The organism is Streptomyces tamarix (assembly GCF_032423885.1).
In the GTDB taxonomy this organism is placed as follows: Bacteria; Actinomycetota; Actinomycetes; order Streptomycetales; family Streptomycetaceae; genus Streptomyces; species Streptomyces tamarix.
Map to the genome: position 1 here is coordinate 1 of NZ_JAWCTQ010000032.1, position 20,068 is coordinate 20,068.

Below are 20,068 nucleotides of genomic sequence, written 5' to 3' on the forward strand. Positions count from 1 at the left end.
CCCGTTGCGGGTGGCGGTGATGGGGTGTGTGGTCAACGGGCCGGGTGAGGCGCGTGAGGCGGATCTGGGGGTGGCGTCGGGCAATGGCAAGGGGCAGATCTTCGTGAAGGGCGAGGTGATCAAGACGGTGCCGGAGTCGAAGATCGTCGAGACGCTGATCGAGGAAGCGATGAAGATCGCCGAACAGATGGAGAAGGAGTCCCCGCAGTGACGTACGTCATCGCACAGCCCTGCGTCGACGTGAAGGACAAGGCGTGCGTCGAGGAGTGCCCCGTCGACTGCATCTACGAGGGCGAGCGCTCCCTGTACGTCCACCCCGACGAATGCGTCGACTGCGGGGCCTGCGAACCGGTCTGCCCGGTCGAGGCGATCTTCTACGAGGACGACGTGCCGGCCGAGTGGCGGGAGTACCACCGGGCGAACACCGAGTTCTTCGAGGAACTGGGTTCCCCCGGCGGCGCCTCCGGGCTCGGCTTGATCGAGCGGGACCACCCGCTGGTGGCGGGGCAGCCGGTACGGACCTCCTGACCCCGCGCCGGTGCGGCGGGGCGGCCCGCCCGGGCACCTCCCGGACGGGCCGCCCCTCGTCGTACCGGCGCGCTCACCCCCTGGTCGTGCGGATCACGTCCAGCAACTCGGTGATGTCGAACTCGGCGCGGTTGGGCGGCCCGTACCGGGTCAGCTTGCCGCGCCGCACCCACTGGCGGATGGTCGCGGGGGAGACGCCCGCGGCGAGCGCGGCGAGTTCGGTGGGGACGCGGCGGTGCCTGGCGGAACCGGTCACGACGCCTCCCGCCGCTCGATCCGGGCCGACAGGAGCAGCCACTCCCGGGGCGGCCAACTGTGCCCGCGGTCGCAGCCGATCTGCGAGGCGACCGCGCGGCCCGGGGCGGTACGGGCGGTGAGCCGCCCGTCGCACGACGCCTCGACGCACTCGCCCAGGTGATGGGCGGGGGCGGTGCCGTTGACCAGCCGCTCCGCCCGGCCGCGCAGCGCCGCGACCTCCTCGGCGAACTCGGTGGCCGCCGCGGAGCGCATCAGCCAGTCGAGGTGGGCGACGAGGAAGGCGGTCAGTCCGCCGATGCCCGCGCCCCGGTCCGGACCCGGCACGGGTAACCCCACCCGCTCCGCGACGAGGGCCGCCCAGGACCGCAGGACGTCGTCGATGTGACGGCGCACCTCTATCGCCTCGTCGTTGAACGGGTCGGGGTTCCGGGAAGTCCGCACCCGGGTCATGAAGATCGCGGGGGACCGCCTGCGGGAAATCGCGTGGAAGCAGTCCTCGTAGAGGGCGGGCAGTTTCGCCAGGTCGTCCTTTACCGCATTCTGGTGCAGTGCCTTCGAAGCCACTCGTTTTCCCTTTTCAGTTGGTCCACAGGAGGGGGACGGCGAGTCCGACGAAGCCGAGGTTGTACGCGACGAGACCCAGGCCGCGGGCCTTGAGCCAGTTCTTCTCGCGAGGGCCGTAGTGCAATTGCGCCGCGTGGAGCGCGATGGCGGGGAGGACGGTGATCAGGGCCCACCGGGGAAGATCACTGAGGGAAATCCACACGAGGAGCGCGGTGGAGAGGGCGAAAAGGACCACCATCACCGTGACGACCGTCCTCGGGCCGGTTGCGACCGCGAGGGTTTTCCGTCCGACGGATCGGTCTCCTTCCACGTCGTTCATGTTCGAGTAGCTGCTGACCATGACGAGCCAGAGGCCCAGGAGCAGGGAAATGACGACGGACGCCCGCGTCCATTCCCCGTGCACCGCCAGGAAGGGCGCCAGGAGTCCCGCGGCGGTCGACAGGCACAGCAGCGTCTCCGCCCCGCCGAGCCGGTAGCTGACCTTGATCCCGGCGGAGTACTGGACGCTGAAGAAGAAGCCGGCGCCGTAGGCGACGTACGCCTCGACGGGTGCGCGCCAGTCGAGCACCCAGAACGCGAGCGCTCCCGCGACGGCGGCGACGACACCCGACCCGACGGCGAACCGGATCGCCTGCTGCTCGGTCACGGACCCGCTGAGCAGGGGTTTCGTACGGATGTCGCGGAGGGTCTCGCCCTCCTTGTAGTTCACGGCGTCGCTGCCGTTGCGGTAGCCGGCGATGTCGTCCGCCGCGCAGGCGCAGGCGACGATCGCGGCCGAACCCAGCAGGAACAGCAGCATGGCGTACGTCGTCGCGGGGCGTTCCAGGGTGGCGCGGTCCAGCAGCAGCCAGGCGAGGAACAGTCCGAAGTAGTGCTGGACGACTTTCACTTTGGAAAGACGTACGAGTCCCAGCAGGACCTCGCTCCGGGTGGCGGTTCGGGCGGGTTCGGTGGTGATTGCGGTATGGCGCGCGGTCGTGTCTTTCGAGATCATGCGACCCTTCCAGCTGTAGCGCTGCATGAAAAAAGGGAATGACCTGCTGTCGAGCCAACTGCGGGAAAAACCGGATGAACGGCGGCGTGAGGCGCTCTGAAGGGGCGTCACGGCCGATGGCCGGGAACATGAGCGGACGCATCCGGCGACGTTGGGGGTGTGCCGGGTTCACTCCGGGTGAAGCGCGCGGGTATCCGTCAGCGCGCGAGGGGCGACAGTCCGGGGTCGGGGCAGACTGGTGCCACGTACAAGAAAAGAGGCAGGCGTATGTGCCCTGATCGCATTCTTCGCTCCCCCGATGCGTGATGCTCTGACCGCGGGGCGTTCCGGCCCCCCGCTGGACCGTAGGGGGATGCTACCGATTTCAGTCGACCGATATCAAGGGCCGACTGAATTCCGATCGGTTCTGGTGAGGTGACGCCTAAGAGGTGTTTTGCCCGACGACAAGCGGGCGACTGACAAGTAACCAAATAGCCGATGAAGATCCTTCTGCATGTGCCGAAGGAATATGGATCACCGGACCCGCCATCCGCGCCCTTCCCGCGGAACACCACCCCCCGTCACCGCCGCCCCCGGCGACCCACCCCACCAAGGGCCAGCACGTGGGGCACCCCCTCATCCCCCTCGTCACGGCCCCCGATCGTGAATGCGGGGATCGAGCCGGAGCAGTGCCGTCGCGATGGGCGAGCAGAGCGTCGGCGGTGTCCTCTGTACGGCGTGCCGCGCGTGACGGCTTCGGCCGTGGCGTCGAGCCCGGGTGGGGGCGTCGGTGCCGGAGTCGAGCGCCTTGGCGACCTGGCGGACGAGGCCGTGGACACGGCCGGGATGCCGTCGGGTGGTGAGGAGCCCGTCATCGACGCGCCGGAGCCGAACCGACTGCGACAGGGAAGCCGCATCACGTGGTCGAAGGCGTCTCGGGACGACTGGGCGCAGGTCACCGGGGATCGCCGCAACGCTCTCGGGCGGGGCGAGCGCACCGCACACCGCCGGCCCGCCGTGCACGCGCCTGGCCGACGTCAGCCCTCCAGGAGACGTTGGAGTTCGTCCAGCGGCAGGCGTGCTTCCTGATCGGCGGTCTCCTCGTCGAAGCGGACGCCCTCGGTGGCCAGGATGTCCGCCGGGGTGTCCGTGCGCGTCGGGTCGGCCCAGCGGAAGCCGGGACTGACGCGTCCCGCGGCGTTGAGCACCCGCCAGGGGTTGGGGCACGTGTGGCAGGTGGCGAGGTGGGTGCCGACAGGGACCGCGTGGCTCCCGATGACGGTCGCCACGTCACCGTACGTGGTCCAGCGCCCGGACGGGACGGCTCCCAGCAGGGTGTGCAGGACCGTCCAGTCCTTCCCCGCGCCGTTGAGCCGTTTGGCGAGCGACGCGAGGTCGGTGCCCGCCAGCGACGACCAATCGTCGGGGTCGACGTTGTCCGGAACGTGGTCGGTGTCGACGTCCCACCAGGTCGTGCCCTGGATGCCGTCGGCCTTCCGGTCGGTGACGCTGCGGAAGATGTGGTTGGCCAACCCGGTCGGCGAGTAGGACTTGCCGTCGGCGGCCCAGGACAGCGGCTTGGCGGTGTCGTTGCTCCAGGTGGCCGTCGCACGCCGATCGTCCTCACCCACCCACGCGGCGATGGCCACGCGGATGGCTTCGGTCACCCCGTGGCGGGGGGTCAACCGCAGCCGGGCGCCGTCCGGCAGCAGACCGGCGCCCACGAGGACGTGGACGGCGTTGCGGGCCCGCGAGCGTTCCTCCAGCTTCTCGGCGGCGGCCTTGGCCTCGACCCGGGCCGGCGCGAGCGTGAACTCCTCCACCTCCGGAGTCGGATAGACCTTGGTGAAGCCGGCGACCAGGTGTCCCTCGACCCTCCACAAGGCAACCTGGACGAGGTCGATGTCCAGGTTCATCTCCGACAGCCACACCACGGTGTGGGTGACCTGCTTGGGGAAGTCGGCGGCGACGATCACCTGTCGGGGCCGCTGCAGCAGCTCCGGGCTCCAGTCCCCGTCGACGTGATCGAGGAGGCGCTGCCTGCACGCTTCGAGGTCCAGGGGCCGCCCTCTGCCCGCGAGGAAGTCGTGGTGGGCCTGGGCCAGGGTGTCGAGGTCGAAGCGGGACACCAGCGCGGCGTACGTGATCGCCTGGAGGTGGACGTCGCGGTCGGCCGTCCCCCGCTTCAGCTCGACCACCACGAGGCGGCCCGTGGCGTCCAACCCCAGGACGTCCAGCCGGTCACGCGCCGGGACCCCGTCCGTGTCGGCCCACCGGTCGAACTCCGCGGTGATCACCAGCACCGACTCGCCGAGGACCTGCGGGTTGTCGATCACCCACTCCTGGAGGTGCCGCCGTTCGAACAGTCCTTCCGCGGCCAGTCCGGTCGGTGGGACCGGCGTCGCGGACGGGCCCGAAACCGTGAAGAGATGATCCACCCTGCTCCCCCTCGTCCGTCCGGCGGCACCGGACCGTACGCTCAGAGCCTATGGCGCGGACGACCCCCGGCACAGGCCGTCGCGCCCCGCTCCCGGCCCCCCGCACCCGTTCCCGGGAACCGACCGGGAGCCCCTGCCGCACACGGCTCCCAGAACGCCCCCACAAACCACTCAGGGGCCTGACCCACTGAGTGGATCAGGCCCCTGGCCTGGTGTTTCGGCTGTCGGGGTGGCGGGATTTGAACCCACGACCTCTTCGTCCCGAACGAAGCGCGCTGCCAAGCTGCGCTACACCCCGATGTCGCCGTTGTTGTCCTGGCGACGACGTTTACTTTAGCCCACCGGCGGCCGGAGACGAAATCCGGTTTTCCGGGGGCCTCAGTCGCGGGCGGTCAGGGTGAGGAGGGTGGCCTCCGGGGGGCAGGCGAAGCGGACCGGGGTGTAGCGGTTGGTGCCGCAGCCCGCGGAGACGTGCAGGTACGCCGTGTGGCCGCCCGCGCGGTGGGTGGAGAGGCCCCTCGCACGGTCCGTGTCCAGGTCGCAGTTGGTGACCAGCGCGCCGTAGAAGGGGACGCGCAGCTGGCCGCCGTGGGTGTGGCCGGCGAGGATCAGCGGGTAGCCGTCGGCGGTGAAGGCGTCCAGGGAGCGCAGGTACGGGGCGTGGACGACGCCCACCGAGAGGTCGGCGTCCGCTTCCGGGCCGCCCGCGACCTTCTCGTACCGGTCCCGCTTGATGTGCGGGTCGTCGAGGCCCGTGAAGGCCAGCTCCAGGCCCTCCGCCTTGAGACGACCGCGCGTGTTGGTGAGGTCCAGCCAACCCGCCGCGTCGAAGGCGTCGCGGATCTCCTCCCACGGGTTGTGGACGGCGCCGACGGCCGGCGGGTTGCCGTTGAGGCCGTGGCGGCCCTGGAGCTTCTCGAAGAGGTAGCGGGCGGGGTTGCGCAGCTTGGGGCCGTAGTAGTCGTTGGAGCCGAAGACGTACACGCCCGGGAAGTCGAGCAGCGGGCCCAGCGCGTCCAGCAGCTCCGGCACGCCCTCCGGGTCGGAGAGGTTGTCGCCGGTGTTCACGACGAGGTCGGGGCGCAGGCCCGCCAGCGTCTGGAGCCAGCGCTGCTTCTTGCGCTGCCCGCTCACCATGTGGATGTCCGAGACCTGGAGCACCCTGAGGGGGCGCGTGCCGCGCGGCAGGACCGGGACGGTCACCCGGCGGAGCCGGAACGAGCGGGCTTCGAAACCGGCGGCGTAGGCCAGCCCGGCCGCGCCCAGTGCAGTGATGCCGAGGGGTACTCCGTATCGCGCGCGCATGGGTCCATGGTCGCAGACGGGGCGCGGGGGAGCGACGCCCGGGAAATGGACGGCGGGCGCGGTGGGGCACCTGTCATGCTGGTCCGCATGACCACGCTCAAGTCCAAGTTGCAGGAAGACCTCACGGAGGCGATCAGGGCGCGTGACGAGCTCCGCTCCTCGACCCTTCGGCTGACCCTCGCCGCCATCACGAAGGAGGAGGTCGCGGGCAAGCAGTCCCGTGAGCTCTCCGACGAGGAGGTGCAGAAGGTGATCGCCAAGGAGGCGAAGAAGCGCCGCGAGGCGGCCGAGGCGTTCGCCCAGGGCGGCCGTGCCGAGCAGGCCGAGCGGGAGCGGGCGGAGGGCGGCATCCTCGACGCGTACCTGCCGAAGCAGCTGACGGACGACGAGCTCCGCGAGATCGTGGCGCAGGCCGTCGAGGAGGCGAGGGCGGGCGGGGCCGAGGGGCCGCGCGCGATGGGCGCCGTGATGAAGATCGTGAACCCGAAGGTGGCCGGGCGGGCGGAGGGCGGCCGCGTCGCCGCCGCCGTCAAGGGGCTCCTGGCGGGTTAGCGGCGGCGGAGGTCCCGGACACGCGAGAGGGCGTCCCCCACCGGGGACGCCCTCCGCGCGTTCGGCCTACCGGTCCCGGCCGCCCGGGCCGTTGCCGTTCCCGCCGTTGCCTCCGCCGCCCGTGTGGGCGCCGCCGAGGAGATCCGTCGGGAGGGTGATGCCGCCGACCCCGCCGGTTCCGCCGCCGGTCCCGCCGGTCCCACCACCGGTGCCGCCGGTTCCGCCGGGACCGCCGCCGACCCAGCCGGTCGCCCCGCCGTTCCCGCCCGTCGCACCGCCGGTCGCCCCGCCGGTCGCACCGCCCGGCTTGTCGTCGCCGCCCGGACCCGGGGGCCGCTGCGCCGGTGCCTCCGGGATCGAAACCTCGTTGAAGTCCGGCGAGGGGTGGCCCTCCAGGGCGCCCGACATGGCGTCCTTCCAGATCGGGCCGGGAACCTTCCCGCCGAAGACCTTGTCGTGGTACCGCCCGCCGATGGTGATGTACTCCATCTTCACCTGCTGGGTGGGGCTGCCCACCCAGACGGCGCCCGACAGGTTCGGCGTGTAGCCGACGAACCAGGCGTTGCGGCGGCTGTCCGTCGTACCCGTCTTGCCGGCGTTGTCACGGGACTGCAGACCGGCCTCCTGGCCCGTGCCGGAGTCGACCACGCCGCGCAGCAGCGTGTTGATCGTGTCCGCGGTCCGCTCGGACATCGCGCGCTCGCACGTCGACCGCGGCACCTTCAGGCTGCGGCCCTCGCTGGTCTTGATCGACTCGATGGCGGTCGGCGTGCAGAACGTGCCGCGGTTGGCGAACGTCGCGTACGCGGCGGCCATGGTCAGCGGCGACATGCCCTGCGAGCCGAGGGTGAGCGCGGACGGCTTCTCGGGCAGCTTCTCGTCGTTGCCCATGACCACGCCGAGCTTGCCGGTCATCTCGACGACCGGGCACATGCCGATCTCGCCGAGCATCTGCACGAAGTACGTGTTGACCGACTTCTCCATGGCCTCCCGGAGCGCGTACGGGCCGACCTCCGACTCGTTCTCGTTCTCGACCATGTCGTCGCCCACGTTCCGCCAGGGCTTCCCGCTGCACGTCTGGACCGAGTCCGGGTACGGCATCTTGTACGGCGACGGGTAGACCTGCGTCGGCGGCTTGCCCTGCTCTATGGCGGCCGCGGCGACGAACGGCTTGAAGGTCGAGCCGGTCGGGAAGCCGAAGTTCGAGCCGCCCATGCTCCGGTTGACCGAGTAGTTGATCTGCGTCTCGTTCTTGCCGAAGCCGTACGGCTTGGACTGGCCCATCGCGAGGATCTTGCCCGTGCCGGGCTGGACCATGGTCACCGCCGCGGCGACCTTGTCGTCCTGGTAGACGTGGTCCTTGAGCGAGTCCTGGGCGGCCCGCTGCGCCTGCGGGTCGAGCGTGGTCCGGATGGTCAGGCCGCCGCGGTTCCAGACCTTGGCCCGCTCCTCGCGGGTCTTGCCGAAGACCGGGTCGGAGAGGAAGACCTCGCGGACGTAGTCGCAGAAGAAGCCGGCGCCGTCGCGCGCGGTGATGCAGCCGTTCTTCGGGCGCGTGACCTTCAGGCCGATCGGCTCGGCCTTGGCCCGGTCGGCCTCGGCCTGGCTGATGTCGCCGACGACGACCATCCGCTGGAGGACGATGTTGCGGCGTTCGGTGGCCTCCTGGACGTCGTTCACGGGGTCGTACCGGCTGGGGGACTGGACGAGCCCGGCGAGCATCGCGGCCTCGCCGAGGGTCAGGTCCTTGGCGCGCTTGGAGAAGTACCGCTGCGACGCCGCCTCGATGCCGTACGCCTGCTGGCCGAAGAACGTGATGTTGAGGTAGTTCTCGAGGATCTTCTTCTTCCCGAGCTCCTTCTCGACCTGGATCGCGTACTTCAGCTCCTGGATCTTGCGGCCCAGGGTCTGCTGGGTGGCCTGCGCGAACTTGTCGCGGTCGTCGCCGGCCTCCTCGACGAAGACGTTCTTCACGTACTGCTGCGTCAGCGTCGAGGCGCCCTGGGCGACCCCGCCCTCCTGCGCGTTGCGGTTCACCGCGCGCAGGACGCCCTTGAGGTCGATGGCGCCGTGCTCGTAGAAGCGCGAGTCCTCGATCGCGACGATCGCCTTCTGCATGTACGGCGAGATCTCCTCCAGCGGGACCACCGTGCGGTCGCGGGAGTAGACCGTCGCGATCAGGCCGCCTTCGGCGTCCAGGATCTGGGTGCGCTGGCTCAGCGGTGGCCTCTTCATGTTGGCCGGGATCTCGTCGAACCCCTGGACCGTCCCCTTCGCCGCGAGACCCAGGGCTCCCGCCGCGGGCATGGCGATGCCGGCGAGGACGACTCCGGAGAGCACGCTGACACCGAGGAACTTGGCGGCCTGCTGGGTCGCGGTCAGACCCCCGCCCGAGCGGTTCTTTGGCATGGGGGAAGCCTACGTTCTGATTCGCCGGACACGCGTATATGCCTTGGCCTAAGCTGGTCACAACTGTCACAGCAGTTGCGCCGCCGGCGTGCTGCTGCGGTCAGGTCACCGCCTTCGCCCGCTCTCCCGCACGGCACCACGGCGCCGCCCCCGGCACTACGGCCCCACCCCTTCCCCGTGTTCGACGACGACGCGATACGCCGCCCGTTTTCTGGCACGTGTACGGAAATGCCCTCGTATGGCGGAGGAGGAATAGGCCACTTCGGGCGGTTCGCCTCCTTATGTCCTTGGTCACTCCCCTGGGTGATCTGCCGCGTACGCATAGTCCGTTCGGACCATTCAAGATTGGGCCCGAAGGGGGTGTTGCGGTGTGTCGACCTTCCGTAACGTCCTCAACTGGCAGCGGTGAATATGCCGCTGCCGCCGTGGGGGAGCCTCGATTCGGGAGAGGACGGCGCCGGCATGGGCTGGGTAGCTGACTGGAGTGCGCAGGCGGCCTGCCGCACTACCGATCCGGACGAACTGTTCGTACAAGGAGCGGCGCAGAACAGGGCCAAGGCGGTGTGCACCGGATGTCCGGTGCGGACCGAGTGCCTGGCCGACGCGCTGGACAACCGCGTCGAGTTCGGCGTGTGGGGAGGGATGACGGAACGCGAGCGGCGCGCCCTGCTGCGACGGCGGCCGACCGTCACCTCCTGGCGGCGCCTCCTGGAGACGGCGCGTACGGAGTACGAGCGCAGCGCGGGCATCCTGCCCGTCGCGCTGAACGACGACGAGACGTACGAGACGTACGCGGCCGTCGGCTGAGCCGTCGCCGCTTCCGGTCCCGTCGCCCCTTCCGGTGCTGTCGCCGGCACGAGCCGGCCGGCCCGTCTCGGGCCCGCGCGCCACGTGCCCCGTTCCGCTCCCGAGCCCTGCCCGGGTACCCCCCAGCGGAACGCGCGCCGTGGCGCGCAGTCGTCAGCGGTCCTGCCCGGATGCCGCCAGGTGCGTGCCGACGGCGCGCAGCGTGGCCAGGTCGTGGACGTCGGCGGCGAGGGCGGGGACCTCGGTCACCGGTACGTCCGGGTGGAGCGCGGTGAAGCGGTCACGCGTCCGCCGCTCGCGGGCGAGCACCCGCATCCGCTCCGCGTGGAGCCGCAGGAGCCCCGCCGTCAACTCGGCGTCGGCGGGGGTGAATTCGAACGCCGGTTCGGGGGCTGGGGCCTCGGGGGTGGGGGACGCCGGGCCGCCTCCACGAGTCTGCCCGCCTTCCCGGTCCACTATGCGGGCCCCGTCAAGATTTTCCGCCGCGGCGAGCGCCCCCTCGGCGGAGAGCCCGGCGGCGCCGCTGCCGTGCACCCGGTTGAGGACGAGCCCCTCCAGGGGCATGTCCTCCGCGGCCAGCCGCTCCACGAAGTACGCCGCCTCCCGCAGCGCGTCCCGCTCCGGCGCGGCCACCACCAGGAACGCCGTACCGGGCGCCTGCAGGAGCCGGTACGTCGCGTCCGCCCGCGTACGGAAGCCGCCGAACATCGTGTCCATCGCCGCCACGAACGTCTGCACGTCCCGCAGCAGCTGACCGCCCAGCAGCTTCCCCAGGGTGCCCGTCATCATCGACATGCCGACGTTCAGGAACTTCATCCCCGCCCGGCCGCCCACCTTCGCCGGCGCCATCAGCGCCCGGATGAGCCTCCCGTCCAGGAACGATCCCAGTCGCTTCGGGGCGTCCAGGAAGTCCAGCGCCGAACGGGACGGCGGCGTGTCCACGACGATCAGGTCCCACTCGTCGCGGGCCCGCAACTGGCCCAGCTTCTCCATCGCCATGTACTCCTGCGTGCCCGCGAAGCCGGCCGACAGCGACTGGTAGAAGGGGTTCGCCAGGATCGCGCGGGCCCGCTCCGGGTCCGCGTGCGCCTCGACGATCTCGTCGAACGTGCGCTTCATGTCCAGCATCATGGCGTGCAGCTCGCCACCGGCGTCCGTCGCGATGCCCGGCACCCGGCGCGGGGTGTTGTCCAGTTCCTCGATGCCCATCGACTGGGCCAGCCGGCGGGCCGGGTCGATCGTCAGGACGACCACCTTCCGGCCCCGCTCCGCCGCCCGCAGGCCCAGCGCCGCGGCCGTCGTCGTCTTGCCGACCCCGCCCGCGCCGCAGCAGACGACGATCCGGGTCGCGGGGTCGTCCAGCAGCGGATCGACCTCCAGGGCGCGCGGCGCGGCGACCGCTTCCGTCGCCACCGGTGCCGCTTCGGCGGCCGTCATGCGTCGCTCACCCCGAGGTCCCTCCGCAGTTCCCTGGCCAGGTGGTACAGCCCGGCGAGGTCCACGCCCCCGCCGAGCAGCGGCAGCTCGTACGCGGGCACCTGGAGCTTCGCCAGGGCCTCCCGCTGCTCCCGCTCCAGCTCCGCCCGCCGCGCGTGCTCGGCGGCCTGGGCGAGGAGCGGGTCCACGAGCCGCTCCGGGCCGCTCACCCCGGCCGCCGCCAGGGCCCGGGCGACACCGGCGCGCCGGTCGCCGGCGGCGGCCCGTACCGCGTCCTCGTCGAGGAGGCGCGGGCGGACCATGTTCACGAGGACGTTGCCCACCGGGAGGCCCGCGGCACGCAGCTCGGCGACGCCGTCCGCGGTCTCCTGGACCGGCATCTCCTCCAGCAGGGTCACCAGGTGCACGGCCGTCTCCGGCGACTTGATGACCCGCATCACCGACTGCGCCTGGTTGTGGACCGGGCCCATCCGGGCCAGGCCGGCGACCTCGTCGTTGACGTTCAGGAAGCGGGTGACGCGGCCGGTCGGCGGGGCGTCCATCACGACGTGGTCGTAGACGAACCGCCCGGCCCTGTCCTTGCGCCGCACCGCCTCGCACGCCTTGCCGGTGAGGAGCACGTCCCGCACGCCCGGTGCGATGGTCGTCGCGAAGTCGATCGCGCCGAGCTTCTTCAGGGCGCGGCCCGCGGCGCCCAGCTTGTAGAACATCTGGAGGTAGTCGAGCAGCGCCCGTTCGGCGTCGATCGCGAGGGCGTACACCTCCCCGCCGCCCGGCGCCACGGCGATCTTCCGCTCCTCGTAGGGGAGCGCGTCCGTCTCGAAGAGCTGTGCGATGCCCTGTCTGCCTTCGACCTCCACGAGGAGGGTCCGTCTGCCCTCCGTCGCGAGGGCGAGCGCGAGGGCGGCGGCGACCGTCGTCTTACCGGTACCGCCCTTTCCGCTGACGACCTGGAGCCTGCTCACAGGGCGAGCGTAACCAGTGGCGCGGCGGCCCACGCAGGAGGCTGCCCCGGGGCGGCGCGCGGCAGCGGATACAGTCGGCCCATGACCAAGTGGGAATACGCGACCGTGCCCCTTCTCGTGCACGCGACCAAGCAGATTCTGGACACCTGGGGCGAGGACGGCTGGGAGCTGGTCCAGGTCGTCCCCGGACCGAACAACCCCGAGCAGCTCGTGGCGTACCTGAAGCGGGAGAAGCCGTGACCGGGCGCGTCGAGGCGGCCCTCGCGGAGCGCGGACTGACGCTTCCGCAGGTGGTGCCGCCGCTGGCCGCGTACCAGCCGGCCGTGCGGTCCGGCGCGTACGTGTACACGGCGGGTCAGCTGCCCATGGTGGACGGCAAGCTCCCGGTCACCGGCAAGGTGGGCGCGGAGGTCACGCCGGAGGAGGCCAAGGACCTGGCCCGCGTCTGCGCGCTGAACGCGCTGGCCGCGGTGAAGTCCGTGGCGGGCGACCTGGACCGCGTCGCGCGCGTCGTGAAGGTCGTCGGCTTCGTCGCCTCGGCGCCGGACTTCACGGGGCAGCCGGCCGTCCTGAACGGCGCGAGCGAGCTGCTCGGCGAGGTCCTCGGCGAGGCCGGTGTCCACGCCCGCAGCGCGGTGGGCGTGGCGGTCCTGCCGCTGGACGCCCCCGTGGAGGTCGAACTCCAGGTGGAGCTCCTCCCGGAGTCCTGACCCGGCCCGGTGGCGCGGCCGGCCGCGCCGCGGGGGACGGGCCGGCCGCACCACGCGCGTACCGGCCGCGCTCGCCCCGGGTCGGGCCGCCGCGGTGAAGGGGCCACACCACGCGCGCGTAGGGGCGGCGCCACGCGGCACGACGCCGCCACGCGCGCGCAGGGACGGCTTCCCCCCGAAGCCGGTCGTCCGGCTTCGCACAGGACGGTGCCACGCGTGCGCAGGGGCCACACCACGCGCGCGTAGGGGCGGCGTACGGTACCGGCCCGACCGCCCCGGGAGCCCTCGAACATCCGGACCGATCGGCATAGGCTCCGGCCATGCCCAATGGTCAGTGGTACCCACCGGAATGGCCCGACCGGATCCGCGCCCTCGCGGCCGGCGAGCTGACGGCCGCGGCGCCCCGGCGCGCCGCCACCGTGATGCTGCTGCGCGGGGCCGGCGCCACCACCGAGGTGCACATGCTGCGCCGCCGCGCCTCCATGGCCTTCGCGGGCGGCGCGTACGCCTACCCCGGCGGCGGCGTCGACCCGCGCGACGAGCACCCGGTGCGCTGGGCCGGGCCGGGCCCCGCCGAGTGGGCCGCGCGCCTCGGCGTCGCCACACCGGCCGAGGCGCAGGCCATCGTGTGCGCGGCGGTCCGCGAGACGTACGAGGAGGCCGGTGTCCTCCTCGCCGGCCCCACCCCCGACTCGGTCGTCGGCGACACGACGGGTGACGACTGGGAGGCCGCCCGCGCCGCCCTCGTCGCGCGCGAGCTGTCGTTCGCGGAGTTCCTCGGCGCCCGCGACCTGGTCCTCCGCTCCGACCTGCTGGGCGCCTGGGCCCGCTGGATCACCCCCGAGTTCGAGCCGCGCCGCTACGACACCTGGTTCTTCGTCGCCGCGCTCCCCGCCGGCCAGCGCACCCTGTCCCAGGCCCTCGACCCCGCCCGGGGGACCCCCGCCGCCTCCGGCGAGGCCGACCTGGCCGTGTGGATCCGCCCCGCGGACGCCGCCGCCGGCTACGACCGGGGCGAACTGCTGATGATGCCGCCCACCATCGCCACCCTGCGCTCCCTCACCGCGTACGAATCGCCGCTCGCCGCCCTGGAGGCCGCCCGCGACCAGGACCTCGCGCCCGTGCTGGCGCGGGCCCGGCTGGTCGGTGACGAGGTGGTGCTGAGCTGGCCCGGGCACGACGAGTTCACCCGGCACGTTCCCGGGGCGCCCGCCGGAGGTGCCGCATGACCGACGCGGCCGCCCTGCCCGGCCAACCCCGCGGCGCCGCGGTGTCCGGCCCCGCCACCGAGCGGGCCGTGAACGTCCTGGCGCCCAACCCGTCCGCGATGACCCTGGACGGCACCAACACCTGGATCCTCTCCGAACCGGACTCCCCGCTCGCCGTCGTGGTCGACCCGGGCCCGCTCGACGAGGGTCACCTCGCGCGCGTACGGGACACGGCCGAGCGCCTCGGCAAGCGCGTCGCCCTGACGCTGCTCACGCACGGCCACCCCGACCACGCGGAGGGCGCCGCCCGGTTCGCGGAGCTGACCGGGACGCCGGTACGGGCCCTCGACCCGGCGCTGCGGCTGGGCGACGAGGGCCTGTCCGCGGGGCAGGTCGTCACGGTCGGCGGCCTGGAGCTGCGGGTCGTGCCGACGCCGGGCCACACCGAGGACTCGCTCAGCTTCCACCTGCCGGCCGACCGCGCCGTCCTGACCGGCGACACGGTCCTCGGCCGCGGCACGACGGTCGTGGCGCACCCGGACGGGCGGCTCGGGGACTACCTGGACTCGCTGCGCCAGCTGCGCTCCCTGACCGTCGACGACGGGGTGCGCACCGTCCTGCCGGGCCACGGTCCGGTCCTGGACGACGCGCAGGGCGCCGTGGAGTTCTACCTGGCGCACCGCGCGCACCGGCTGGCGCAGGTGGAGACCGCCGTGGAGGACGGCTACACGACCCCCGCGGAGGTCGTGGCGCGCGTGTATGCGGACGTCGACCGGTCCCTGTGGCCGGCCGCCGAACTGTCGGTGCGGGCGCAGCTGGAGTACCTCTCCGGGCACGGGCTGATCTGACACCGGAGCGTGGCGAAGTCGGTACGCGTTCGCGACAGCGGGCGGGGTTCCCGGCGGGGAAGCGTGCTTTACGCTCCCTTTACGTCTGTCCGCACCGGTCGCCGCACCGGTGTCGTTCCACGGGGGGTCTTCGTGCTGGTCCTGTCCATCCTGCTGCTCATAGCCGCGGTGGTGCTGTTCTTCGTCGGGCGCGGCGAGGGCCGCACCGGCTTCCGGCTCGGCGCGCTCGGCGCGCTGCTGGCGGCCCTGTTCGCCGGTGTCGTGAGCTGCGTCCACGTCGTCGGCGCGTACGAGGTCGGCGTCCCGGTCACCTTCGGCAAGGTCGGTACGCCGATGACTCCGGGCATGAACGTCGTCTCGCCGTTCACCACCATCACCACCTTCTCCACCCGCCCCGTCGACCTGAACCTCTCCGACAAGGACGTGGTGGAGGTCCGCTCCTCCCAGGGCGGCGTGATGTACGCCGAGCTGACCGTGAAGTGGGCGGTCACGCCGTCCAAGGCGGTCGAGCTGTACCGGCTCGCCGGGAACGAGTCGGCCATCCAGCAGCGGCTGGTCTTCCCGGACAGCCGGGAGATCGTCCGCAACGTCTTCGCGCGCCACACGAGCGAGGAGGGCTACACCTCCGCCCGAGAGAAGATCAACGCCGAGATCGGTGAGCTGATCAAGGAGCGCCTGGCCCCGCGCGGCATCGACGTGACGACCGTGAACCTGCGGAACGTGAAGCCGTCCGACCAGCTCCAGGACCAGATCGACCGCAAGATCCAGCAGCAGCAGGCCACCGAGCGCGCCCAGGAGGCCGCCCGTACGGCCACGGCGGAGTCCGAGCGCCGCCGGATCGAGGCGGAGGGCATCGCCCGCGCCAACAAGATCCTCAACAACTCGCTGAGCGACAAGGTCCTGCTCAACCAGTGCATCGAGGCGTACAAGGAGGCCGCGGCGAAGAACCCGGTGTACGCGGTGCCGTGCGGCAGCGGCAGCGGTACGCCGGTGATCGTGGACGGCAAGAGGAACTGACGTCCCCTGGGCCGTACGTACGCGAAGGGCCGCCCCGCAGTCACCGCGGGGCGGCCCTTCGCTTACGTACGGGCGCGCGGGCGCCTGGCCGCTAGCGGGAGCGCTTCGCCAGCCGCTCCACGTCCAGCAGGATCACGGCGCGCGCCTCCAGGCGCAGCCAGCCGCGGCCCGCGAAGTCGGCCAGCGCCTTGTTGACGGTCTCGCGCGACGCGCCGACGAGCTGGGCCAGCTCCTCCTGGGTGAGGTCGTGCACCACGTGGATGCCCTCCTCCGACTGCACGCCGAAGCGGCGCGACAGGTCGAGGAGCGCCCGGGCGACGCGGCCCGGCACGTCGGAGAAGACCAGGTCGGACATCTGGTCGTTGGTCTTGCGCAGGCGGCGGGCGACGGCGCGCAGCAGCGCCGAGGCCACCTCGGGGCGGGCGTTCAGCCAGGGCTGGAGGTCGCCGTGGCCCAGACCGAGCAGCTTCACCTCGGTCAACGCGGTCGCCGTGGCCGTACGCGGACCCGGGTCGAACAGGGACAGCTCACCGATCAGCTCGCCCGGACCGAGGACGGCGAGCATGTTCTCGCGGCCGTCCGGGGACGTGCGGTGGAGCTTGACCTTGCCTTCGGTGACCACGTAGAGCCGGTCGCCCGGGTCGCCTTCGTGGAAGAGCGCGTCGCCGCGGGCGAGCGTCACCTCACTCATCGAGGCGCGGAGCTCCGCGGCCTGCTCGTCATCGAGCGCCGCGAAGAGCGGGGCGCGCCGCAGAACGTCGTCCACGAGTTCTCTCCTATGTCGACCTGCTCAGGGACGTTGGTCCCCATGATGCCGGACCGCGCGGTGCTCTTCCGGGGGACGCTGCGCGACGCGGTCCCCCGGGAGGTCCGGCCCCCGCAGGTTAATTGCCGTGCGATCAGTCACACCAAGTCTGACGTACTGGTACGCGTGTCCGTGCGGCAGGGGCCCGATCGGGGCCACATCGCCCGTGCCCAGGGCGGATGTCGGTGGCGGCGCTTAGGCTGGCCGGGTGTCCAATTCGCCGGTGAGAGCGCACGTCGAGGGGGCCGGGAGAGTGTCCGGGGAGCAGAATTCCGCTGTGGGCGAACAAGCCTCGGCAGCGGCCAGGAAAAACCCGCAGAAGCGGACGAAGGCGACAAAAAAGGCGAGCGCGCCGGAATCCCATCTCGCCCTGGTCCGCCGGGCGCGGCGGATCAACCGCGAGCTGGCCGAGGTGTACCCGTACGCCCATCCGGAGCTGGACTTCCGCAACTCCTTCGAGCTGCTCGTGGCGACCGTCCTGTCCGCCCAGACGACGGACCTGCGGGTGAACCAGACGACGCCGGCGCTCTTCGCGAGGTACCCCACCCCGGAGGACCTGGCGGCGGCCGTGCCGGAGGAGCTGGAGGAGGTCATCCGGCCGACCGGCTTCTTCCGCGCCAAGGCCAGGTCCCTGATCGGCCTCTCCACGGCCCTGCGCGACCGTTTCGGGGGCGAGGTCCCCGGCCGCCTGGAGGACCTGGTCACGCTCCCCGGAGTCGGCCGCAAGACGGCGAACGTCGTGCTGGGCAACGCCTTCGGGGTCCCCGGCATCACCGTCGACACGCACTTCGGGCGGCTGGTCCGCCGCTGGAAGTGGACGGAGGAGGAAGATCCGGAGAAGGTCGAGGCGGTGGTCTGCGGCCTCTTCCCGAAGTCCGAGTGGACGATGCTCTCGCACCGGGTGATCTTCCACGGCCGCCGCATCTGCCACGCCCGCAGGCCCGCGTGCGGCGCCTGCCCGATCGCGCCGCTCTGCCCGGCGTACGGAGAGGGAGAGACGGACCCGGAGAAGGCGAAGAAGCTGCTGAAGTACGAGATGGGCGGGTATCCGGGCCAGCGCCTGGCCCCGCCGCCGGACTACCCGGGCCGCCCGGCCGCCCCCGTGGCCACGGGCGGCGGGGACGCGGCCGGGGAGGCCGTCTGAACGGGCGGAACGATCGAGTGGCCGGTACGCGTTGGGTGAGCTGGGGGTGTCTGTGACGCGTGCGAGGGAAGACGCCGGGGGCGTCGGTGGGCTGCCGTCCGTGGACGTCAGCGCCGACGGGCTGCCCGCCTGGCTGGAGCCGGTGGCCAAGGCGGCGCACACGATCGCGCCCGAGCAGCTCAGCCTGTTCCTGCCGCCCCCGGAGGGGGGCCGCCAGGCCGCCGTGCTGATCCTCTTCGGCGAGGGCGAGCGCGGTCCCGAGCTGCTGCTGATGGAGCGGGCCGGGACCCTCCGCTCGCACGCCGGGCAGCCGTCCTTCCCCGGCGGCTCCCTCGACCCCGAGGACGGCGACCCGGCCACGCTGGGCCCGCTGCGCGCCGCGCTGCGCGAGGCCGAGGAGGAGACCGGCCTCGACCCGGCGGGCGTCCAGGTCTTCGCCGTCCTGCCGCGCCTCTACATCCCGGTGAGCGGCTTCGTCGTCACGCCCGTCCTCGGCTGGTGGCGGGAGCCGAGCCCGGTCGGCGCCGTGGACCCGGCCGAGACCGCCCGGGTCTTCACGGTGCCCGTGGCCGACCTCGCGGACCCCGCCAACCGCTCCACGGCCGTCCACCCCAGCGGCCACCAGGGCCCGGCGTTCCTGGTCGAGTCCGCCCTCGTGTGGGGGTTCACCGCGGGGCTGATCGACCGCATCCTCCACTTCGCCGGGTGGGAGGAGCCGTGGGACCGGGAGAGGCGGGTCCCGCTCGACTGGCGCGCATGACAGGCTGACTGCTGGGCTCCGCGGCCGTACGGGGCCACCGGAGACGAATCTGCGAGGCTAATGACGGTGAACGTGCTGGACATCCTGCTGCTGGTCGCCGCCGTGTGGTTCGCGATCGTCGGGTACCGACAGGGGTTCGTGGTCGGCATCCTGTCGGTGATCGGTTTCCTCGGCGGCGGAGTCGTCGCCGTCTACCTGCTGCCGCTCGTGTGGGAGCCGCTCACGGGGGGCGCCGAACTCTCCACGACGGCGGCCATCGTGGCCGTCGCCGTCGTGCTGATCTTCGCGTCCGTCGGTCAGGCCCTCACCACCCACCTGGGCAACAAACTCCGCCGCCACATCACCTGGTCGCCCGCCCGCGCCCTGGACGCGACGGGCGGCGCGCTGGTCAACGTGGTGGCGATGCTCCTCGTCGCCTGGCTCATCGGCACGCTCCTCGCCAGGACGGCCGTTCCGTGGCTCGGCAAGGAGGTCCGTGCCTCCAAGGTGCTCCTCGGCGTGTCGCAGGTGATGCCCGCTCAGGCGTCCACGATGTTCGACGACTTCTGGTCGGTCCTCGCGCAGAACGGCTTCCCGCAGGTCTTCAATCCCTTCACGAACGAGCCGATCGCGGAGGTCCGCCCGCCCGACCCGGAGCTCGTCGACAGCCCGGTCGCCGCGCGCGCCCAGCAGTCCATCGTGAAGGTCGTCGGCACGGCCGGCGGCTGCGGCAAGGTCCTGGAGGGCACCGGCTTCGTCTTCGGCGAGCGCCGCGTGATGACCAACGCCCACGTGGTGGGCGGCGTCGAGGAGCCGACCGTCCAGATAGGCGGAGAGGGCAGGCTGTACGACGCGACGGTCGTCCTGTACGACTGGGAGCGCGACATCGCCGTGCTCGACGTGCCGGACCTCAAGGCCAGGCCGCTGGAGTTCACCGAGACCGACGCGCGCAGCGGTGACAGCGCCATCGTCGCCGGCTTCCCGGAGAACGGCGCGTACGACGTCCGCTCGGCGCGCGTCCGGGGCCGCATCAACGCCGAGGGCCCGGACATCTACCACCGCGGCGAGGTCCGCCGCGACGTCTACTCACTCTACGCGACGGTCCGCCAGGGCAACTCCGGCGGACCGCTCCTCACCGCGGACGGCAAGGTGTACGGCGTGATCTTCGCGCGGTCCCTGGACGACGCGAACACGGGGTACGCGCTGACGGTCGACGAGATCCGCGAGGACATCACGCTCGGCCTGAACGCCCACCAGCAGGTCGACAGCCAGAGCTGCGCCCTCTGACGGCCCGCCCGGGGCCCGGCGCCGGCCGTGGCGTCAGGCCCCTGCGGGCGGGGGCGCGTACGCGGGTGTGCGTG

General features: G+C 72.1%; 21 protein-coding genes and 1 tRNA gene. 12 read left to right on the top strand and 10 right to left on the bottom strand.

What is annotated here, in order from left to right:
* Both RND61_RS22490 and fdxA read left to right on the top strand, forming a co-directional pair.
* A partial coding sequence (locus RND61_RS22490; RefSeq protein WP_315879858.1) for a flavodoxin-dependent (E)-4-hydroxy-3-methylbut-2-enyl-diphosphate synthase occupies positions 1–211 on the top strand: 211 nt, incomplete at its 5' end.
* Positions 208–528: a ferredoxin gene (fdxA, locus tag RND61_RS22495; RefSeq protein ID WP_315879859.1), complete on the top strand. Its 321-nt coding sequence runs from the start codon at positions 208–210 to the stop codon at positions 526–528. The genes RND61_RS22490 and fdxA, both read left to right, overlap by 4 nt.
* Before the next feature lie 73 nt (positions 529–601).
* On the opposite strand, the gene RND61_RS22500 is transcribed toward fdxA, so the two are convergent.
* From RND61_RS22500 to RND61_RS22525, 6 genes are all read right to left on the bottom strand, one after another.
* Positions 602–784 carry a hypothetical protein gene (locus RND61_RS22500; RefSeq protein ID WP_315879860.1) on the bottom strand — a complete coding sequence of 61 codons (183 nt, stop codon included), beginning with the start codon at positions 782–784 and terminating at the stop codon, positions 602–604.
* Positions 781–1,350, bottom strand: coding sequence for a hypothetical protein (locus tag RND61_RS22505; RefSeq protein WP_315879861.1), 570 nt, complete (start codon positions 1,348–1,350; stop codon positions 781–783). The genes RND61_RS22500 and RND61_RS22505 overlap by 4 nt, the downstream gene beginning before the upstream one ends.
* A gap of 13 nt (positions 1,351–1,363) precedes the next feature.
* Complete coding sequence (locus RND61_RS22510) at positions 1,364–2,239, bottom strand: UbiA family prenyltransferase (RefSeq protein ID WP_315879862.1); 876 nt, start codon at positions 2,237–2,239, stop codon at positions 1,364–1,366.
* A 1,121-nt stretch (positions 2,240–3,360) separates the two neighbouring features.
* Positions 3,361–4,761, bottom strand: coding sequence for an MGMT family protein (locus RND61_RS22515; protein WP_315879863.1), 1,401 nt, complete (start codon positions 4,759–4,761; stop codon positions 3,361–3,363).
* Positions 4,762–4,985: 224 nt separating this feature from the next.
* Positions 4,986–5,059, bottom strand: a tRNA-Pro gene (locus RND61_RS22520).
* Positions 5,060–5,139: 80 nt separating this feature from the next.
* Positions 5,140–6,066: a metallophosphoesterase gene (locus RND61_RS22525; RefSeq protein ID WP_315879864.1), complete on the bottom strand. Its 927-nt coding sequence runs from the start codon at positions 6,064–6,066 to the stop codon at positions 5,140–5,142.
* Positions 6,067–6,153: 87 nt separating this feature from the next.
* Here RND61_RS22525 and RND61_RS22530 point away from each other — a divergent pair, with 87 nt between their 5' ends.
* Positions 6,154–6,618, top strand: coding sequence for a GatB/YqeY domain-containing protein (locus tag RND61_RS22530; protein ID WP_315879865.1), 465 nt, complete (start codon positions 6,154–6,156; stop codon positions 6,616–6,618).
* Positions 6,619–6,684: 66 nt separating this feature from the next.
* Here the strand turns inward: RND61_RS22530 and RND61_RS22535 are convergent, their stop codons facing one another.
* The gene (locus RND61_RS22535) at positions 6,685–9,027 is read right to left on the bottom strand and encodes a transglycosylase domain-containing protein (RefSeq protein WP_315879866.1); all 2,343 of its coding nucleotides are present in this window, start codon (positions 9,025–9,027) and stop codon (positions 6,685–6,687) included.
* A 462-nt stretch (positions 9,028–9,489) separates the two neighbouring features.
* On the opposite strand from RND61_RS22535, the gene RND61_RS22540 reads away from it, so the two are divergent.
* On the top strand, positions 9,490–9,834 hold the full coding sequence (locus RND61_RS22540) for a WhiB family transcriptional regulator (protein ID WP_175408568.1): 345 nt from the start codon (positions 9,490–9,492) through the stop codon (positions 9,832–9,834).
* A 153-nt stretch (positions 9,835–9,987) separates the two neighbouring features.
* Here the strand turns inward: RND61_RS22540 and RND61_RS22545 are convergent, their stop codons facing one another.
* Both RND61_RS22545 and RND61_RS22550 read right to left on the bottom strand, forming a co-directional pair.
* The gene (locus RND61_RS22545; RefSeq protein WP_315879867.1) at positions 9,988–11,271 is read right to left on the bottom strand and encodes an ArsA family ATPase; all 1,284 of its coding nucleotides are present in this window, start codon (positions 11,269–11,271) and stop codon (positions 9,988–9,990) included.
* Positions 11,268–12,236 (bottom strand): ArsA family ATPase, encoded by a 969-nt coding sequence (locus RND61_RS22550; protein ID WP_315879868.1) that lies wholly within the window; start codon positions 12,234–12,236, stop codon positions 11,268–11,270. The genes RND61_RS22545 and RND61_RS22550 overlap by 4 nt, the downstream gene beginning before the upstream one ends.
* Positions 12,237–12,317: 81 nt before the next feature.
* Between RND61_RS22550 and RND61_RS22555 the strand changes: the two genes are divergently transcribed.
* From RND61_RS22555 to RND61_RS22575, 5 genes are all read left to right on the top strand, one after another.
* Positions 12,318–12,476, top strand: a complete 159-nt coding sequence (locus RND61_RS22555; RefSeq protein ID WP_019992579.1) for a DUF4177 domain-containing protein — start codon at positions 12,318–12,320, stop codon at positions 12,474–12,476.
* Positions 12,473–12,946: a RidA family protein gene (locus tag RND61_RS22560; protein ID WP_315879869.1), complete on the top strand. Its 474-nt coding sequence runs from the start codon at positions 12,473–12,475 to the stop codon at positions 12,944–12,946. Before RND61_RS22555 ends, RND61_RS22560 begins: the two co-directional genes overlap by 4 nt.
* 320 nt (positions 12,947–13,266) lie before the next feature.
* Positions 13,267–14,175: an NUDIX hydrolase gene (locus tag RND61_RS22565; protein ID WP_315879870.1), complete on the top strand. Its 909-nt coding sequence runs from the start codon at positions 13,267–13,269 to the stop codon at positions 14,173–14,175.
* Complete coding sequence (locus RND61_RS22570; RefSeq protein ID WP_315879871.1) at positions 14,172–15,002, top strand: MBL fold metallo-hydrolase; 831 nt, start codon at positions 14,172–14,174, stop codon at positions 15,000–15,002. The genes RND61_RS22565 and RND61_RS22570 overlap by 4 nt, the downstream gene beginning before the upstream one ends.
* Positions 15,003–15,134: 132 nt before the next feature.
* Positions 15,135–16,019: a prohibitin family protein gene (locus RND61_RS22575; RefSeq protein ID WP_315879872.1), complete on the top strand. Its 885-nt coding sequence runs from the start codon at positions 15,135–15,137 to the stop codon at positions 16,017–16,019.
* A gap of 91 nt (positions 16,020–16,110) precedes the next feature.
* Here RND61_RS22575 and RND61_RS22580 read toward each other — a convergent pair whose 3' ends face one another.
* Positions 16,111–16,785, bottom strand: coding sequence for a Crp/Fnr family transcriptional regulator (locus RND61_RS22580; RefSeq protein WP_010473292.1), 675 nt, complete (start codon positions 16,783–16,785; stop codon positions 16,111–16,113).
* A 316-nt stretch (positions 16,786–17,101) separates the two neighbouring features.
* On the opposite strand from RND61_RS22580, the gene nth reads away from it, so the two are divergent.
* From nth to RND61_RS22595, 3 genes are all read left to right on the top strand, one after another.
* Positions 17,102–17,968: an endonuclease III gene (gene nth, locus RND61_RS22585; RefSeq protein WP_315879873.1), complete on the top strand. Its 867-nt coding sequence runs from the start codon at positions 17,102–17,104 to the stop codon at positions 17,966–17,968.
* Between the two features lie 40 nt (positions 17,969–18,008).
* A complete protein-coding gene (locus tag RND61_RS22590) occupies positions 18,009–18,728 on the top strand; it encodes an NUDIX hydrolase (protein WP_315879920.1) in 720 nt (239 codons plus the stop codon).
* Positions 18,729–18,794: 66 nt separating this feature from the next.
* A complete protein-coding gene (locus RND61_RS22595; protein ID WP_315879874.1) occupies positions 18,795–19,994 on the top strand; it encodes a MarP family serine protease in 1,200 nt (399 codons plus the stop codon).
* The last annotated feature ends 74 nt before the right edge of the window (positions 19,995–20,068 follow it).

What these genes read in the sequence shown, in the direction of transcription:
- RND61_RS22555 (WP_019992579.1), top strand. Translation starts at nt 12,318, where the DNA reads ATGACCAAGTGGGAATACGCGACCGTGCCCCTTCTCGTGCACGCGACC.
- RND61_RS22535 (WP_315879866.1), bottom strand. Translation starts at nt 9,027, where the DNA reads ATGCCAAAGAACCGCTCGGGCGGGGGTCTGACCGCGACCCAGCAGGCC.
- RND61_RS22570 (WP_315879871.1), top strand. Translation starts at nt 14,172, where the DNA reads ATGACCGACGCGGCCGCCCTGCCCGGCCAACCCCGCGGCGCCGCGGTG.
- RND61_RS22525 (WP_315879864.1), bottom strand. Translation starts at nt 6,066, where the DNA reads ATGCGCGCGCGATACGGAGTACCCCTCGGCATCACTGCACTGGGCGCG.
- RND61_RS22545 (WP_315879867.1), bottom strand. Translation starts at nt 11,271, where the DNA reads ATGACGGCCGCCGAAGCGGCACCGGTGGCGACGGAAGCGGTCGCCGCG.
- RND61_RS22530 (WP_315879865.1), top strand. Translation starts at nt 6,154, where the DNA reads ATGACCACGCTCAAGTCCAAGTTGCAGGAAGACCTCACGGAGGCGATC.
- RND61_RS22540 (WP_175408568.1), top strand. Translation starts at nt 9,490, where the DNA reads ATGGGCTGGGTAGCTGACTGGAGTGCGCAGGCGGCCTGCCGCACTACC.
- RND61_RS22565 (WP_315879870.1), top strand. Translation starts at nt 13,267, where the DNA reads ATGCCCAATGGTCAGTGGTACCCACCGGAATGGCCCGACCGGATCCGC.